General features: G+C 50.0%; 18 protein-coding genes and 1 other annotated feature. Of the genes, 3 read left to right on the top strand and 15 right to left on the bottom strand.

What is annotated here, in order from left to right; genetic code table 11:
* Positions 1-166: 166 nt before the first annotated feature.
* From ppsR to hemP, 3 genes are all read left to right on the top strand, one after another.
* Positions 167-1,000 carry a posphoenolpyruvate synthetase regulatory kinase/phosphorylase PpsR gene (gene ppsR / locus FEK66_RS17085; protein ID WP_000368046.1) on the top strand — a complete coding sequence of 278 codons (834 nt, stop codon included), beginning with the start codon at positions 167-169 and terminating at the stop codon, positions 998-1,000.
* Positions 1,001-1,155: 155 nt separating this feature from the next.
* Complete coding sequence (gene aroH, locus FEK66_RS17080; RefSeq protein ID WP_138211507.1) at positions 1,156-2,202, top strand: 3-deoxy-7-phosphoheptulonate synthase AroH; 1,047 nt, start codon at positions 1,156-1,158, stop codon at positions 2,200-2,202.
* A 131-nt stretch (positions 2,203-2,333) separates the two neighbouring features.
* Complete coding sequence (hemP, locus tag FEK66_RS17075; protein ID WP_130208717.1) at positions 2,334-2,525, top strand: hemin uptake protein HemP; 192 nt, start codon at positions 2,334-2,336, stop codon at positions 2,523-2,525.
* A gap of 3 nt (positions 2,526-2,528) precedes the next feature.
* Here the strand turns inward: hemP and selO are convergent, their stop codons facing one another.
* The 15 genes from selO to FEK66_RS17000 form a co-directional block, all read right to left on the bottom strand.
* Positions 2,529-3,965, bottom strand: coding sequence for a protein adenylyltransferase SelO (selO, locus tag FEK66_RS17070; RefSeq protein ID WP_135406845.1), 1,437 nt, complete (start codon positions 3,963-3,965; stop codon positions 2,529-2,531).
* A 62-nt stretch (positions 3,966-4,027) separates the two neighbouring features.
* Positions 4,028-4,741 carry an EAL domain-containing protein gene (locus FEK66_RS17065; RefSeq protein WP_130224663.1) on the bottom strand — a complete coding sequence of 238 codons (714 nt, stop codon included), beginning with the start codon at positions 4,739-4,741 and terminating at the stop codon, positions 4,028-4,030.
* Positions 4,742-4,987: 246 nt separating this feature from the next.
* Positions 4,988-5,452 carry an NlpC/P60 family protein gene (locus FEK66_RS17060; protein ID WP_130208276.1) on the bottom strand — a complete coding sequence of 155 codons (465 nt, stop codon included), beginning with the start codon at positions 5,450-5,452 and terminating at the stop codon, positions 4,988-4,990.
* A 77-nt stretch (positions 5,453-5,529) separates the two neighbouring features.
* Positions 5,530-6,279: a vitamin B12 ABC transporter ATP-binding protein BtuD gene (gene btuD, locus FEK66_RS17055; protein WP_130208278.1), complete on the bottom strand. Its 750-nt coding sequence runs from the start codon at positions 6,277-6,279 to the stop codon at positions 5,530-5,532.
* Positions 6,279-6,830 carry a bifunctional thioredoxin/glutathione peroxidase gene (gene btuE, locus FEK66_RS17050; protein ID WP_130208280.1) on the bottom strand — a complete coding sequence of 184 codons (552 nt, stop codon included), beginning with the start codon at positions 6,828-6,830 and terminating at the stop codon, positions 6,279-6,281. The genes btuD and btuE overlap by 1 nt, the downstream gene beginning before the upstream one ends.
* Before the next feature lie 63 nt (positions 6,831-6,893).
* A complete protein-coding gene (btuC, locus tag FEK66_RS17045) occupies positions 6,894-7,874 on the bottom strand; it encodes a vitamin B12 ABC transporter permease BtuC (RefSeq protein WP_135493951.1) in 981 nt (326 codons plus the stop codon).
* Between the two features lie 100 nt (positions 7,875-7,974).
* On the bottom strand, positions 7,975-8,274 hold the full coding sequence (gene ihfA / locus FEK66_RS17040) for an integration host factor subunit alpha (protein ID WP_002440155.1): 300 nt from the start codon (positions 8,272-8,274) through the stop codon (positions 7,975-7,977).
* A gap of 4 nt (positions 8,275-8,278) precedes the next feature.
* On the bottom strand, positions 8,279-10,666 hold the full coding sequence (pheT, locus tag FEK66_RS17035; protein WP_135493953.1) for a phenylalanine--tRNA ligase subunit beta: 2,388 nt from the start codon (positions 10,664-10,666) through the stop codon (positions 8,279-8,281).
* Between the two features lie 14 nt (positions 10,667-10,680).
* Positions 10,681-11,664 carry a phenylalanine--tRNA ligase subunit alpha gene (gene pheS, locus FEK66_RS17030; protein WP_000018588.1) on the bottom strand — a complete coding sequence of 328 codons (984 nt, stop codon included), beginning with the start codon at positions 11,662-11,664 and terminating at the stop codon, positions 10,681-10,683.
* A gap of 209 nt (positions 11,665-11,873) precedes the next feature.
* Positions 11,874-11,998: a sequence feature (Phe leader region), on the bottom strand.
* Positions 11,948-11,992: a pheST operon leader peptide PheM gene (gene pheM / locus FEK66_RS25715; RefSeq protein WP_001386830.1), complete on the bottom strand. Its 45-nt coding sequence runs from the start codon at positions 11,990-11,992 to the stop codon at positions 11,948-11,950. It overlaps the preceding feature by 45 nt.
* A 116-nt stretch (positions 11,999-12,114) precedes the next feature.
* Positions 12,115-12,471: a 50S ribosomal protein L20 gene (rplT, locus tag FEK66_RS17020; protein ID WP_000124850.1), complete on the bottom strand. Its 357-nt coding sequence runs from the start codon at positions 12,469-12,471 to the stop codon at positions 12,115-12,117.
* A 53-nt stretch (positions 12,472-12,524) separates the two neighbouring features.
* The gene (rpmI, locus tag FEK66_RS17015) at positions 12,525-12,722 is read right to left on the bottom strand and encodes a 50S ribosomal protein L35 (RefSeq protein ID WP_001124225.1); all 198 of its coding nucleotides are present in this window, start codon (positions 12,720-12,722) and stop codon (positions 12,525-12,527) included.
* Positions 12,723-12,814: 92 nt separating this feature from the next.
* Positions 12,815-13,357 carry a translation initiation factor IF-3 gene (gene infC, locus FEK66_RS17010; protein ID WP_001700733.1) on the bottom strand — a complete coding sequence of 181 codons (543 nt, stop codon included), beginning with the start codon at positions 13,355-13,357 and terminating at the stop codon, positions 12,815-12,817.
* Between the two features lie 3 nt (positions 13,358-13,360).
* Positions 13,361-15,289, bottom strand: coding sequence for a threonine--tRNA ligase (gene thrS / locus FEK66_RS17005; RefSeq protein WP_130208286.1), 1,929 nt, complete (start codon positions 15,287-15,289; stop codon positions 13,361-13,363).
* A 585-nt stretch (positions 15,290-15,874) separates the two neighbouring features.
* Positions 15,875-16,168, bottom strand: coding sequence for a hypothetical protein (locus FEK66_RS17000; protein ID WP_135493955.1), 294 nt, complete (start codon positions 16,166-16,168; stop codon positions 15,875-15,877).
* Positions 16,169-16,217: the final 49 nt, after the last annotated feature.

Raw genomic sequence — 16,217 nt, 5'->3', positions numbered from 1 at the left:
TTCCACATAAACCATCGGTATAAACGAAAGCGTAAAAATGAAATACTGTTTTCATAAAATATAAAATTGAAGGTTCATTTTATAAACCAGGCATAACCTTCTACGCTTCTGTACGTTTTTAATTTATGCTTTCATAGAATTATGTCTGCATCACGGGAAGAACAAAATGGATAATGCTGTTGATCGCCACGTTTTTTATATTTCTGATGGTACGGCTATAACTGCGGAGGTATTAGGACACGCAGTGATGTCACAATTTCCCGTTACTATCAGCAGCATTACGCTGCCGTTTGTCGAAAATGAGAGCCGTGCTCGGGCGGTGAAGGATCAGATTGACGCAATTTATCACCAGACAGGTGTGCGCCCGCTGGTTTTTTACTCCATTGTGCTACCGGAAATCCGCGCCATCATTTTGCAAAGCGAAGGTTTTTGCCAGGATATCGTTCAGGCGCTGGTTGCCCCGCTACAACAAGAGATGAAACTGGATCCAACGCCGATTGCTCATCGTACCCATGGCCTTAACCCTAATAATCTCAATAAATATGATGCGCGCATTGCGGCGATTGATTACACCCTCGCCCATGACGACGGCATTTCGTTGCGCAATCTGGACCAGGCTCAGGTGATCCTGCTCGGCGTTTCTCGTTGTGGTAAAACCCCCACCAGCCTGTATCTGGCGATGCAGTTTGGTATCCGCGCGGCAAACTATCCCTTTATTGCCGATGACATGGATAATCTGGTGCTGCCCGCGTCGCTCAAACCGCTTCAGCATAAATTGTTCGGACTGACTATCGACCCTGAGCGTCTGGCGGCGATTCGCGAAGAGCGTCGGGAGAACAGTCGCTATGCCTCGCTTCGCCAGTGCCGTATGGAGGTTGCGGAAGTGGAAGCGTTGTACCGTAAAAATCAGATCCCGTGGATTAACAGTACCAATTATTCGGTAGAAGAGATTGCCACCAAGATCCTCGATATCATGGGCCTAAGCCGTCGAATGTACTAGAGAACTAGTGCATTAGCCTATTTTTTGTTATCATGCTAACCACCCGGCGAGGTGTGACACACCTCGCACTTGAAATCAGCTGCGATTGGTTTATCGTGATGCGCATCACTTCCCGGTAGTCCTGCCGTTGAAGCAACAAATTTCTGAGACTTGTAATGAACAGAACTGACGAACTCCGTACTGCGCGTATCGAGAGCCTGGTAACGCCCGCCGAACTCGCGCTACGGTATCCCGTAACGCCTGGCGTCGCCAACCATGTCATTGATTCCCGCCGCAGAATTGAAAAAATACTGAACGGTGAAGACAAGCGGCTATTGGTCATTATTGGACCCTGCTCGATCCACGATCTGACCGCTGCCATGGAGTATGCCACCCGTCTGCAGGCGTTGCGCAACCAGTACCAGTCGCGACTGGAAATTGTAATGCGCACCTATTTTGAAAAACCGCGTACCGTTGTTGGCTGGAAAGGACTCATCTCCGATCCGGATTTAAACGGCAGCTATCGCGTTAATCACGGCCTTGAAATGGCACGTAAGTTGCTGTTGCAGGTAAATGAACTGGGCGTTCCCACCGCGACCGAGTTCCTCGATATGGTGACCGGTCAGTTTATTGCTGACTTAATTAGCTGGGGCGCAATTGGCGCACGTACCACCGAGAGCCAAATCCACCGTGAAATGGCGTCAGCGCTCTCCTGTCCGGTAGGTTTTAAAAATGGTACCGATGGCAACACGCGGATTGCCGTGGATGCTATCCGCGCAGCCCGTGCCAGCCATATGTTCCTCTCGCCAGACAAAAACGGTCAGATGACCATCTATCAGACCAGCGGCAACCCATACGGCCATATTATTATGCGTGGCGGCAAAAAACCGAACTACCATGCCGATGATATCGCCGCAGCCTGCGATACGCTTCACGAGTTTGATTTACCTGAACATCTGGTGGTTGATTTCAGCCACGGTAACTGCCAGAAGCAGCACCGCCGTCAGTTAGAAGTCTGTGAAGATGTTTGCCAGCAAATCCGCAATGGCTCCACGGCAATTGCCGGAATTATGGCAGAAAGTTTCCTGCACGAAGGTACACAAAAAATCGTCAGCGGTCAGCCGCTCACCTACGGTCAGTCGATTACCGATCCTTGTTTAGGTTGGGAAGATACTGAACGCCTGGTCGAAAAACTCGCCTCTGCGGTAGATTCCCGCTTCTGAATGCGTGCCCATTCCTGACGGAATGGGCATTTCTGCGCAACTTGTTGTCTTCTCAACAAATTACTGCTTGCTCTGGTTTGCCATAATATTGATAATAAGAATCATTGTTATATCAATTATTATTAATTTTTATGCGTTATACGGATAGCAGAAAACTCACGCCTGAAACGGATGCCAATCACAAGACCGCTTCCCCGCAGCCCATTCGGCGAATTACCAGCCAGACACTGTTAGGTCCTAATGGCAAACTGATTATCGATCATGACGGGCAAGAATATCTGCTCCGTAAAACTCAGGCTGGCAAGCTGCTGTTGACCAAGTAGCCTTTAACTCGAGCAGCTGACTTCAAGCCGTTTACCCCAGTCAGGTGGACGACTGACATAGTCATCATCCCTGTCGCTGAAAGGATTTCGCAACGCTTCATGCAGACGTTGTAATTCTGTCATATCGCCCTTTTCTGCCGCCTCAATAGCGCGTTGTGCCAGCCAGTTTCGCAATACCAGCGCAGGATTGACGCTCTGCATCAGTTGCTGACGTTCACTATCGGCAACTCCGTCTTGTTGCAAGCGCGCCCGATAACGCGTAAACCAGTCATCAAACGCCGCGCGGTCAATAAACTCATCGCGCAGCGGTGAAGCCGCACTGTGCTGCTCGGTCAGGCTTAACATGCGGAATGTGCGAGTATAATCACTGCGCTCTTGCGCCATCAGACTGAACAATTCATTCAGTAGCGCATTATCCTCTTTTTGCTCCGTCATAAAGCCCAGCTTCTGCCGCATACGTTTTCCATAATGCGTCAACAAAACCTGTTGATAGCTTTCCAGTGCCTCGTTTAACGCGTCGACAGTGATAAACGGCGACAATGTCTGCGCCAGACGCTGTAAATTCCACAACGCAACGGCAGGTTGATTATCAAAGCTGTAACGTCCCTGATGATCAGAGTGATTACAAATAAAGCCCGGTTCATAATCATCGAGGAAAGCAAATGGACCATAATCCAGCGTCAGCCCGAGAATTGACATGTTATCCGTGTTCATCACCCCGTGAGCAAAACCGACTGTCTGCCAGCTGGCGATTAACGAAGCCGTACGTGCGACAATATCGGTAAACCAGAGGCGGTATTTATCCTCTTCATCCTGAAGATGCGGCCAGTAATAGCGAATGGCGAAGTCAGCCAGCTGGCGAACTTTTTCCGGTTCCCGACGATAGTAAAAGTGTTCAAAGTGGCCAAATCGCAAATGACTCTGCGCTACGCGCATCAACATCGCTCCTGATTCGACCGTCTCCCGGTAAACCGGCGTATCGCTGGTAACAATGCTTAAGGCGCGTGTCGTCGGAATGCCAAGGTGATGCATTGCCTCACTGGCAAGACTTTCGCGAATTGTTGAACGTAAGACCGCACGTCCGTCGCCCATCCGCGAATAAGGCGTCAGCCCCGCACCTTTCAGATGCCAGTCCATGGTGGTGCCGTCGGCAAACTGTTGCTCGCCGAGTAAAATACCGCGCCCGTCGCCAAGCTGCCCCGCCCAGACACCAAACTGGTGGCCACTGTAGACCTGGGCCAGTGGCGACATGCCAGGCAGTAAAGTTTCGCCGCCCCAGACACCCGCGCCACTTTCAAACAGCGACGATGGAACACCCAGCGTATTAGCCAGTTCGGCGTTATACCAAATCAACCGGGCATTATTTAAAGGCGTAGGGGAAAGCGATGTATATGTTGCCGGCAATTCATCACGCCAGCGGGTAATAAAAGACAGGGTCATAGATCCTCCTGTTTGATAGTGTAGACGGTTACTCTCGTCTTAAACACCAGCAAACAAGAGGGTTATCGCTGGACCAGCGTTGTTATCTGGCTTACGGGAACTGCGGGCCACAAGCATCCCTGAAAAGCATGGAAACCAAACGGCACCATCTGCGCCAACATCTCCGGTGTATTAATACCAGCAGCAATAATACAATTGCAACAAGGTGAAATTTGCGCATGGAGCGCACGAATAAAAGGCGCGAAAGATTTATGGACTATTTGTTGCTGAATAAAACCTTTATCCAGCATGACGCGAGTGAAAAGCCCATCAAAAACAGCCTTCATTGTACTGTTGCCCGCCCCCAAATTTCCCAAAACCAATGGAAAAATTTGCGATAAGTGCAAAAGTTCATAATTATCTTTTCCCTCATTAAGATGAGGATAATTTTCATTAATCATCAATTCAGCAAAGGGAATTTTTAATAGTTTGCTTGCGTAATTATCCCTATCTAATAATAACTTTGCTACTTGTGGCGTTAAATTAATCCAGGCAAAGAGTTTATGTTGAATAAAAAAATGTTGGCATGATTTTAGTAATTCCAACTTTTCGGCAAATAATTGCCAATGCTGCTCCTCTGAAAGTTGTGCAATAACCCGTGTCGTCGGGATGCGCACCGTACCGTCGTCACTGGAGAAATGGGTTATTAACTCAACCCCAACAAGATTTTGTTGGCTGTCTCTTATCGGTAGAAAATAGTAATCAGAATGATAAAGATTCTCCAGTAAGACCTTCATGGTAACAGCCCCTCTCTTCGGATTTTTTTCAACATCCAGATAAAAAGTTTGAGGCCATAAGGCATAACAAATACAGAGGGAATAACTTTCATTTGTTCCATGTTAACCACTTTTTCAGGGGTCCTTTTTTTAGATTATCCTGAGTATAAACGAATATTCCATTTGCGGTATTTTTGTCTGCAAAATACTACTGTATTCAGGAGTTAACAGACGGTGCGGTATCAGCACCGTCCATTTATTGAGATACTAGATTCGTCTCGCCTGCCAGAAATTTTTCTGCCAGTAGACATTATCGAGGGAAGAACGCATCACCCCCTTGCTGGTAGAGGCGTGAATGAATTGATTGTTGGTATCGTAAATACCCACGTGTAAACCATTTTGCCCGGAACCTGTTTTGAAAAAGACCAGATCGCCTGGCAGCAATTCTTCTTTATCAATTTGGGTACCGATAGCGGCCTGTTGTTTTGTTTCGCGTGGCAACTGTAAGTCGAAACGGTCACGCATCGTCACAACCACGAAACCCGAACAGTCCACTCCACGTCGAGTCATGCCGCCATAACGATACGGCGTACCATGCCAGCTCTGTAGTTGATCGTTCAAACCGGCAATGACAGTAATGGAGTCAGAAAGCCTGGCGTTTGGCGGCGGCGCTTTATGATGGCTACACCCGGCCAGAAACAGTGCTGTAATTAAAATTAGGCAGAAACGCATTCCGTACGAATCCTCTGTTTTTTATTCTTGCATTAATTTAGCGTCGAAATTACCCGTTTTTCAAGATGCTAATGAAATCAGGTGGTCGAAATCAGCATTCGGTGACCTTCAATGTCCAGACGACGGAAGCTCATGCCATAAGCCTGGGCCAGATTCGGCGGCGTTAGTACTTCATCTCTCCGCCCACTGGCAAGCAGTTTTCCTTGTTTAAGTAACCACGCCCGATGCGCGTGACGCAATGTGTGGTTAAGATCGTGACTGCTCATCACAATCGCCACGCCTTGCTGACAGAGCGCGCTCAAAATTTTATCTAACGCGCTTTGCTGGGCAACATCAAGGCTGTTCATGGGTTCATCAAGGAGAAGTAATTGACCTGCCGGATTCGCTTGCGGCGTGATTTGTAGCACCACAGCAGCAAGACGGACACGTTGCCATTCACCACCGGATAGTTGATTGGTGCTTCGACCGAGTTTGTCATCAAGGGCCAACGCCCCTGCGACATCATTTAGCAGATCGGTTCGCGTTTTATCGTGCTGGTGCATGGTCAGGTAATGCCAGACTGGCATAGCAAACGGCGGCGTCTGTTGTTGTGCAAGATAGGCGCGATGCAGGGCGAGTTTTGTTGCGGGCCAGGTATCCAGTGGTTTACCTGCAAACTGAATGCTTCCCTGACCACTGGTCATCCCCGCCATTCGCGCCAGCAAGGTGCTCTTGCCCGCGCCGTTCGGACCCACCAGATGCAGGATCTCCCCTGCCCGGACCTCGCCAGAAAGCGGCCCCAGGCGGGTTGATTCCGCTACATCCTGTAACTGCATCACAATAGACATTATTTTGCCAACGCCAGTTTAATGCTTTCCATTACAATAGGATCTTCCGGCGTCATATCCGGGGAAAAACGCTGGATGACCTTTCCGTCTCTACCCACCAGAAACTTTTCAAAATTCCACAAAATATCATCAGGGTACAGTGGCGCACGACCTTTACTGGCCATTCGCGCGTAGAAACCGCTCTCTTCCGGTGCCACCGCCGTGGGCGCTGCGGCAATCAATTTTTGATATAGCGGATGACGCCCTTCGCCATTGACCTCAATTTTACTGAACATTGGGAACGTCACGCCCCAGGTGGTGGTGCAATAAGTTTTAATTTCTTCATCACTACCAGGTTCTTGTTCAAGGAACTGGTTGCACGGAAATCCCAGCACGACGAAACCACGATCGGCCCAGGCTTTCTGGATGTTCTCCAACTGTTCATATTGCGGCGTTAAGCCACACTTTGAAGCGACATTGACAATCAGCAGCACATTACCGGCATATTTCTCCAGCGTGGTCACTTCCCCGTCAATCGTCTTCACTACGGTGGTCAGAATGGGATCTTGCATCGTGTCTCCTGGAAAAGGTCAGTAAAAAATCTTAGCTTTTAATCATAGACCGTCTTTATGCGGCTAACGTCCTGCTTTTAACAATAACCAGATAAACACCGGCGCACCCAGGGTGGCGGTGACCACACCAATCGGTAACTCTGCGGAAGCCAGCGCCAGTCGAGCAACAATATCGGCAAGCAGCAACGCAGTAGCACCTGCCAGCGCGCAGCCGGGAAGTAATACCCGGTGATCGGTTAATCCGCACAGCCGCAGAATATGCGGGATAACCAGGCCAATAAACCCAATAGCGCCAGCCAACGCCACACTGACACCGACCATCCAACCGGTAGCCGCGACCAGCACATTGCGCCAGAGCCACAGTGGTAACCCCAGTTGTCGCGCCGAGATTTCACCCAGCGCTAACATATTCATTGGTCGGGACTGACAGCAAATCCACAGCAACACCGGAATCAAGGCCACCATCAGCCAACTTTGCCGCCAGTCCACACCGCCAAAGCCGCCCATCATCCAGTACATCAGTTGGCGTAAATCAACAGACGTGGAAAAGTAGATGGCCCACGTCATTAACGCGCTACAGATGATACCCAGCGCAACACCAGCCAGCAGCAATCGGCTGGTTGAAAGATGACGGCGGGCAAAACGCAAGAGAATTAAGGTGATAATAAGCGCGCCAGCAATCGCACACAGCCCCAGCGCCCAGTTCGGTAACTGCCCTTGCCCAAGCAATACAGCGGCGATAAGCCCCACTCCAGCGCCGTTAGAGACGCCAAGCAGCCCCGGCTCCGCAAGAGGGTTTTCAAACAGCGCCTGCATGACCGCGCCTGATAACGCCAGCGCCGCGCCAACCAGCAATACAGCCAGGGTACGTGGCAGGCGAATTTGCCAGACGAACAGTTCGCCACGAGGAGTGAACCAGCCGGCAGGTGAAATCCATTGTTCACCAGCGCAAAGGCTTAAGAGAAGCGCCAGCAGCATCAAAACTGACAGGCATAATAACCAGCGAATATTTTGTCGCTGTTGTTGGCGGGCAAGTGTCAGCATGGTATCCGTTCTGCTGAAGTGTCATTCCGTTGATTTTACGGTGACTCTTCGACAGTGAAAAGAAAAAAGGCCGCAGAGCGGCCTTTTTAGTTAGATCAGATTACTCGTCTTTGGGTGTGGCGTTTTCGACCCGGCTTTTTAACTTCTGCCCGGGTCTGAAGGTCACCACGCGCCGTGCTGTAATGGGAATATCCTCGCCCGTTTTCGGGTTACGTCCCGGGCGTTGATTCTTATCACGCAGATCGAAGTTACCAAAACCAGAGAGTTTCACCTGCTCGCCGTTTTCCAGAGCGCGACGGATCTCTTCGAAAAACAGTTCAACCAGTTCTTTGGCATCCCGCTTGCTAAGCCCAAGCTTATCAAACAGATATTCTGACATTTCAGCTTTTGTAAGCGCCATAGGTTCAATCCCTCAATGATGCCTGGAATCGCTCTTTTAATGCCTCTACACATTTGGCGACGGTAGCGGCAATCTCCTCTTCTTCGAGTGTACGGCTGGTATCTTGCAGGATCAGGCTTATGGCGAGGCTCTTATACCCCTCCGCAACACCCTTACCGCGGTACACGTCAAACAAGTTTACGCCAACTACCTGATTTACGCCAACTTTCTTACATTCGGATAAAATATCCGCTGCGGGAACGTTTTCTGCAACCACAACCGCGATGTCACGACGGTTCGCCGGGAAGCGCGAAATCTCGCGCGCTTGAGGCACCACGCGGTCTGCGAGCTTGTTCCACTCCAGTTCAAACACCAGAGTGCGACCGTTAAGATCCAGTTTACGTTCCAGTTCAGGATGAACAACCCCAACAAAACCAATACGTTCACCTTTCAGATAAATCGCTGCGGATTGTCCCGGATGCAGTGCCGGATTCGCTTCTGCACGGAACTCAACATCAGCCAGTTTACCGGTCAGGTCGAGAACGGATTCAAGATCGCCTTTCAAATCATAGAAATCAACAGTCTCTTTTGCCAGGTTCCAGTGCTCTTCGTAACGGTTACCGCAAATCACACCGGCTAACATCAGATCCTGACGAATGCCCAATGGCGCCTGCGTATCTGGCACGAAGCGCAGACCGCTTTCAAAAATGCGCACACGGTTTTGCTGACGGTTCTGGTTGTACACTACAGTTGCCAGCAGACCGGTCCACAGAGAAAGACGCATTGCCGACATTTCAACGGAAATCGGGCTTGGCAGCAGTAAGGCTTCAACGCCCGGGTGGATCATCTGCTGCACTTTCGGATCAACGAAGCTATAGGTGATCACTTCCTGATAGCCTTTGTCGTTGAGCAGCGTTTTCACGCGCTTGAGAGACAGGTCAGCTTCACGGTGAGTGCCCATAATCAGGCTTGCCTGTACCGGCTCATCCGGGATGTTGTTGTAGCCGTAAATACGCGCGACTTCTTCGACCAGATCTTCTTCAATCTCCATGTCGAAACGCCAGCTCGGTGCAACAGCCTGCCACTCGTCCTTGCCTTCGGTAACTTCACAGCCGAGACGACGCAGAATGTCAGTGACCTGCTCATCGGCAATATGATGGCCGATCAGACGATCCAGTTTGCTACGACGCAGAGTGATGGTCGCACGCTTCGGCAGCGTTGCTTCGTTAGTGATATCGATAACCGGGCCAGCTTCACCGCCGCAGATATCGATCAGCAGACGGGTCGCACGTTCCATTGCTTTGTGCTGCAGTGCCGGATCAACACCACGCTCATAACGGTGAGAAGCATCAGTATGCAGGCCATGACGACGAGCACGACCGGTGATAGACAGCGGGCTGAAGAACGCGCATTCCAGCAGGACGTTTTGCGTTTCGTCATTCACTCCAGAGTGTTCGCCACCGAAGATACCGCCCATCGCCAGCGCCTTGTTGTGGTCGGCGATGACCAGGGTGTCAGCGTTCAGCTTCGCTTCGGTACCGTCGAGCAGTACCAGCGTTTCGCCCTCTTTCGCCATCCGCACCACAATGCCGCCTTCAATGCGATCTTTGTCGAAAGCGTGCATCGGCTGACCCAGTTCGAGCAGCACGTAGTTGGTGACGTCAACCACTGCATCGATAGAACGAATCCCGCAACGACGCAATTTTTCTTTCATCCACAGCGGAGTTGGCGCTTTAACGTTAATGCCTTTTACTACGCGGCCAAGATAACGCGGGCAGGCTTCCGGCGCTTCTACCGCAATCGGCAGCGTGTCATCGATGGTTGCACCGACCGGGACAATTTCCGGTTCAACCAGCGGAAGCTGGTTCAGCACGGCAACATCACGCGCTACGCCGATAATGCCTAAGCAGTCTGCACGGTTTGGCGTCACACTGATTTCGATGGTGTTGTCATCAAGTTTCAGGTATTCACGGATGTCGGTGCCAATTGGCGCATCCGCAGGCAGTTCGATAATACCGTTATGATCGTCAGAAATACCCAGCTCAGAGAAGGAGCACAGCATCCCTTCAGACGGTTCACCGCGCAGTTTCGCGGCTTTAATTTTGAAATCGCCCGGCAGTACAGCACCAATAGTTGCTACCGCCACACGCAGGCCCTGACGACAGTTTGGCGCGCCGCAGACGATGTCCAGCAGGCGATCGCCACCGACATTGACTTTGGTCACTCGCAGTTTGTCAGCATTCGGATGCTGCGCACATTCAACCACTTCACCAACAACCACGCCGTGGAAGCTACCGGCAACCGGTTCTACACCGTCAACTTCCAGGCCCGCCATCGTGATTTGATTCGCCAGCGCATCACTATCGATCGCCGGGTTCACCCATTCGCGTAACCACAGTTCACTGAATTTCATAATCTATTCCTGCCTTATTTAAACTGTTTGAGGAAACGCAGATCGTTTTCGAAGAATGAACGCAGGTCGGTGACGCCGTAACGCAACATAGTCAGACGCTCCATCCCCATACCGAAGGCGAAACCGGAGTAAACTTCCGGATCGATGCCAACATTACGCAGCACGTTCGGATGCACCATCCCGCAGCCCAGTACTTCCAGCCATTTACCGTTTTTACCCATGACGTCCACTTCTGCAGAAGGTTCGGTGAACGGGAAGTAGGAAGGACGGAAGCGAATCTGCAAATCTTCTTCAAAGAAGTTACGCAGGAAGTCGTGCAGCGTGCCTTTCAGGTTGGTAAAGCTGATGTTGGTATCAACAATCAGACCTTCCATCTGATGGAACATCGGCGTGTGAGTCTGGTCGTAGTCGTTACGGTAAACGCGGCCAGGCGCGATAATACGAATCGGCGGCTGCTGGGCTTTCATGGTGCGGATCTGTACGCCAGAGGTCTGGGTACGCAGCAGGCGGGTAGCGTCAAACCAGAAAGTGTCGTGGTCAGCGCGCGCCGGGTGGTGACCAGGAATGTTCAGAGCATCGAAGTTATGATAATCGTCTTCGATTTCCGGCCCGGTTGCCACGGTAAAGCCAAGCTCACCGAAGAAACTTTCGATACGGTCGATAGTGCGGGTAACCGGGTGCAGGCCACCGTTTTCGATACGACGACCAGGGAGGGAAACATCGATAGTTTCCGCAGCCAGACGCGCATTCAGCGCTGCGCTTTCCAGTTCAGCTTTACGCGCATTCAGCGCCTGCTGAACTTGCTCTTTCGCTTCGTTGATAACCGCACCAGCTGCCGGACGCTCTTCTGGCGGCAGCTCACGCAGGGTCGTCATCTGAAGGGTTAAGTGCCCTTTTTTACCCAAATATTCGACGCGCACATTGTCTAACGCGGCAACATCTGACGCCTGGCTAATGGCCGCCTTCGCACTGGCAACCAGTTCTGCGAGATGTGACATGGTTTTCCTCATTGTGTCAGTGGTGACACTGGTTCGTTGGACTTAGAGCCTATCCCATCAGGCTATTTTACTTGCCATTTTGGTCCCGGGCAGTGCTCGAAATCCTCACGTACTTAAGTACGCTCCGGTTTCTCCGCGCTGGCCGTGTCCAGACTGGCTGCGACAATTACGCCTGATGAGACAGGCTTTTTATTTTTCAAAACGCGCATACAAAAAAAGCCTCCACTGGGAGGCTTTCAGGCGCTGTTTTCCGTTTCTCTTCTCACGCGCTAGCCTCCTGGAGTCAGGTGCTAAAGTAAAAAAAGAAGCGGAAAATAGCAGCATTCATTGCTTGCGTTACCTTTTGGTACTTTTCAAAAGACCTTTATTGAAAAGGCTACGGCGATAAAAGTCAATGTTTTGATGGTGTTGAAACGAAAAGAGGGAGACTAGCTCCCTCTTTCAACTGGCTTATGCCAGAGCTGCTTTCGCTTTTTCAACCAGAGCGGTGAACGCTACTTTGTCGAATACTGCGATATCAGCCAGGATCTTACGGTCGATTTCAACAGAGGCTTTTTTCAGGCCATTGATGAATTTGCTGTAAGAAATACCGTTCTGACGTGCTGCTGCGTTGATACGCGCAATCCACAGTTGACGGAACTGACGCTTACGTTGACGACGGTCACGGTAAGCATACTGACCAGCTTTGATAACAGCCTGGAAGGCAACGCGGTATACGCGAGAACGCGCACCGTAGTAGCCTTTAGCTTGTTTCAAAATTTTCTTGTGACGTGCGCGTGCAATAACACCACGTTTTACGCGAGCCATATGTGCTCTCCTGTATCTATATTCTAATTAAAAAGTTAAAAAACGTTAACGGCTTATGCGTACGGCAGGCACGCGATTACCAGGCCCAGATCGCCTTTGGAAACCATGGCTTTCGGACGCAGGTGACGTTTACGTTTGGTCGCTTTTTTGGTCAGAATGTGACGCAGGTTAGCGTGCTTGTGCTTAAAACCACCTTTACCGGTTTTTTTGAAGCGCTTAGCAGCACCGCGTACGGTCTTAATTTTTGGCATTTTAATAACTTCCACTTCGCATTGTTGATAAACAGAAACAAAGGCGAATCACCCTGTGAGCCGAGGCCCACAGGAATGATTACTTGATGGCCTTACTGTTTCTTCTTAGGAGCGAGCACCATGATCATCTGGCGGCCTTCGATCTTCGTTGGGAAGGATTCGACCACTGCCAGTTCTTGCAAATCGTCTTTCACGCGATTAAGCACTTCCATACCGATTTGCTGGTGCGCCATCTCACGACCGCGGAAACGCAGCGTGATTTTGGCTTTATCACCCTCTTCGAGAAAGCGAATCAGGCTGCGGAGTTTTACCTGATAGTCGCCTTCATCTGTACCAGGACGGAATTTAATTTCCTTAACCTGGATAACTTTTTGCTTTTTCTTCTGTTCCTTAGAAGACTTGCTCTTTTCATAGAGGAATTTGCCGTAATCCATTATACGACAAACCGGCGGCTCGGCGTTAGGGCTGATCTCGACTAAGTCTACTCCGGCTTCTTCAGCTTTCTCCAGAGCTTCTCTCAGACTCACAATACCAAGCTGCTCGCCTTCCAAACCTGTTAAGCGAACTTCCTGGGCGCGAATTTCGCCATTGATACGGTTAGGACGCGCCGTTTGAACTCGTTTTCCGCCTTTAATACCTTATTCCTCCAATTGTTTAAGACTGCGGCTGCGAATCTCTTGTTGCAGCTTCTCGATCACTTCATTTACGTCCATGCTTCCCAGGTCTTTACCACGGCGGGTGCGAACGGCAACTTTGCCAGATTCCACCTCTTTATCACCACAGACCAGCATATATGGGACGCGACGCAAAGTGTGCTCGCGGATTTTAAAGCCAATCTTCTCATTTCTCAAGTCTGCTTTAACACGAATGCCCGCATTTGATAGTTTTTGCGTCAATTCGTTAACGTATTCAGACTGTGAATCCGTAATGTTCATGATAACAACCTGAACCGGCGCAAGCCAGGTCGGGAAGAAACCAGCGAACTCTTCGGTCAGGATACCGATGAAACGTTCCATCGACCCAAGAATTGCACGGTGAATCATTACCGGAACCTTACGCTCGTTGTCTTCGCCTACATAGGAAGCGCTCAGACGAGACGGTAAGGAGAAGTCCAGCTGTACTGTACCGCACTGCCATGCACGATCGAGGCAGTCATACAGGGTAAATTCAATTTTCGGACCGTAGAACGCGCCTTCACCCAGTTGATACTCAAACGGGATGTTGTTTTCTTCCAGCGCAACTGCCAGGTCCGCCTCAGCACGATCCCACATTTCGTCACTGCCAATACGTTTTTCAGGACGAGTGGAAAGCTTGACCACGATCTTCTCGAAGCCAAAAGTGCTGTACATATCATAGACTAAACGGATACATCCGTTAACTTCATCGCGAATTTGTTCTTCAGTACAGAAGATATGCGCGTCATCCTGGGTAAAACCACGCACGCGCATCAGGCCGTGCAGGGATCCTGACGGCTCGTTACGGTGGCAGCTACCGAACTCGGCCATACGCAGCGGCAGATCGCGATACGACTTCAGCCCCTGGTTAAAGATTTGTACGTGACCCGGACAGTTCATCGGCTTAATGCAGTATTCACGGTTCTCAGAAGAGGTGGTGAACATTGCATCTTTATAGTTTTCCCAGTGACCGGTTTTTTCCCACAGGACGCGGTCCATCATAAACGGGCCTTTAACTTCCTGATACTGGTACTCTTTCAGTTTAGAGCGAACGAACACTTCCAGTTCACGGAAGATGGTCCAGCCGTCATTATGCCAGAACACCATACCCGGCGCTTCTTCCTGCATATGGTACAGGTCGAGCTGTTTACCGATTTTACGGTGGTCGCGTTTAGCGGCTTCTTCCAGACGCTGCAGATACGCGTTGAGGGCTTTTTTATCTGCCCACGCAGTACCATAAATACGTTGCAACATTTTGTTGTTGCTGTCGCCGCGCCAGTAGGCCCCTGCCGTTTTCATCAGTTTGAAATGGTGGCAGAAACGCATATTCGGTACGTGCGGACCGCGGCACATATCGACATATTCTTCGTGGAAATAGAGGCCAGGCTGGTCATCATGGGCGATGTTTTCGTCCAGGATGGAGACTTTATAGCTCTCGCCGCGTTTAACGAACGTTTCACGCGCTTCGTGCCAGCTGACTTTCTTCTTAATGACGTCGTAGTTTTTCTCAGCAAGCTCATGCATCCGCTTCTCGAGTGCTTCGACATCTTCCTGGGTTAACGTGCGGTCAAGATCAACGTCGTAATAGAAACCGTTGTCAATAACCGGGCCGATTGCCATTTTGGTATGCGGCCAAAGTTGTTTAATTGCGTGCCCTAACAGGTGCGCACAGGAGTGACGAATGATCTCCAGACCTTCTTCGTCTTTAGCGGTAATGATCGCCAGTTTAGCGTCGTTTTCAATCAAATCGCACGCATCTACCAGTTCGCCATTAACGCGCCCTGCGATACAGGCTTTCGCCAGACCTGGACCAATGTCCAGCGCAACATCCATGGGGCTTACAGCGTGGTCGTAATGGCGTTGGCTGCCATCAGGAAGAGTAATAACAGGCATGTTATATCCTTATTTGCAGTGGTGACCCACACGAAAGATCACATACAAAGAGAAAATTTGTTTGTTTTCAATTCATTGCGCATCCATCTAGCCAACAGTCGCTAAATTGGTACACAATTTGGTACACAAATGAAAAATCGACACAGCAAGTTTTTCACCCAGTAAAATCATGGTAACACTAAAAAAGTAGTGATTGCACTATCTCTGTTTGACATTGACTAACATTGTCATCGCTTCAATGAAGTACATCGTCTAACCAGGCTGTTTTAGTTGATAATTGTGACTTTATATCGCTGATTGTTGGTACAAACGGAAAAGGAATGAGACAAAAAATAACACTATTTATTCATCGAATTAATGGTAACCACAAATTAATACAGATGCACACCATCCGAACCTAAAGAAAGATAAGCGGAAGGTTTCCTGATAGTGCCGCCAGCACCTGACAATGATCTAGTTAATTCTCACGACTAGCGACTACTAGCACTGTCGGCATATAAAGCTCACCAGGGTATGAGGTCAGATGATGGAGAAAAGAGGCTGAGGTGATAGTTGCCGATGATACAATATCGGCAACGTGCTTTTTCACCCACAATTAACTAACCGCCAGACCAGCAGACATGCCACCACCGGCACAGCAAAATCCATCAGGCTTGCCACATCCCAAGCGCGCGGATCAAAACCGCCCCACCACGGCATATTCATACGCTTGCCATGCCCGAACATTTCAATCCAGCGATATTCTGCCTGGGTGTGTTCACGCGCAATGAAGAACGTACAACCGGCTATAGCACCGTAAGCCCAGTTTCCGGTAAAAAGACCAATCAGTAACTGCGCAGCCACAGCACAAAGCGCATGAAGGAAAGGTGTTATATCCATTACTCCTCCTTTATCCGATATCGCTTCGGGAAGTTGATAACAACTTTAA

Source organism: Escherichia sp. E1130 (assembly GCF_005781065.1).
GTDB lineage: Bacteria > Pseudomonadota > Gammaproteobacteria > Enterobacterales > Enterobacteriaceae > Escherichia.
The sequence above is the reverse complement of the archived record's forward strand: the minus strand, read 5'-3'. Positions and strand labels throughout refer to the sequence as shown.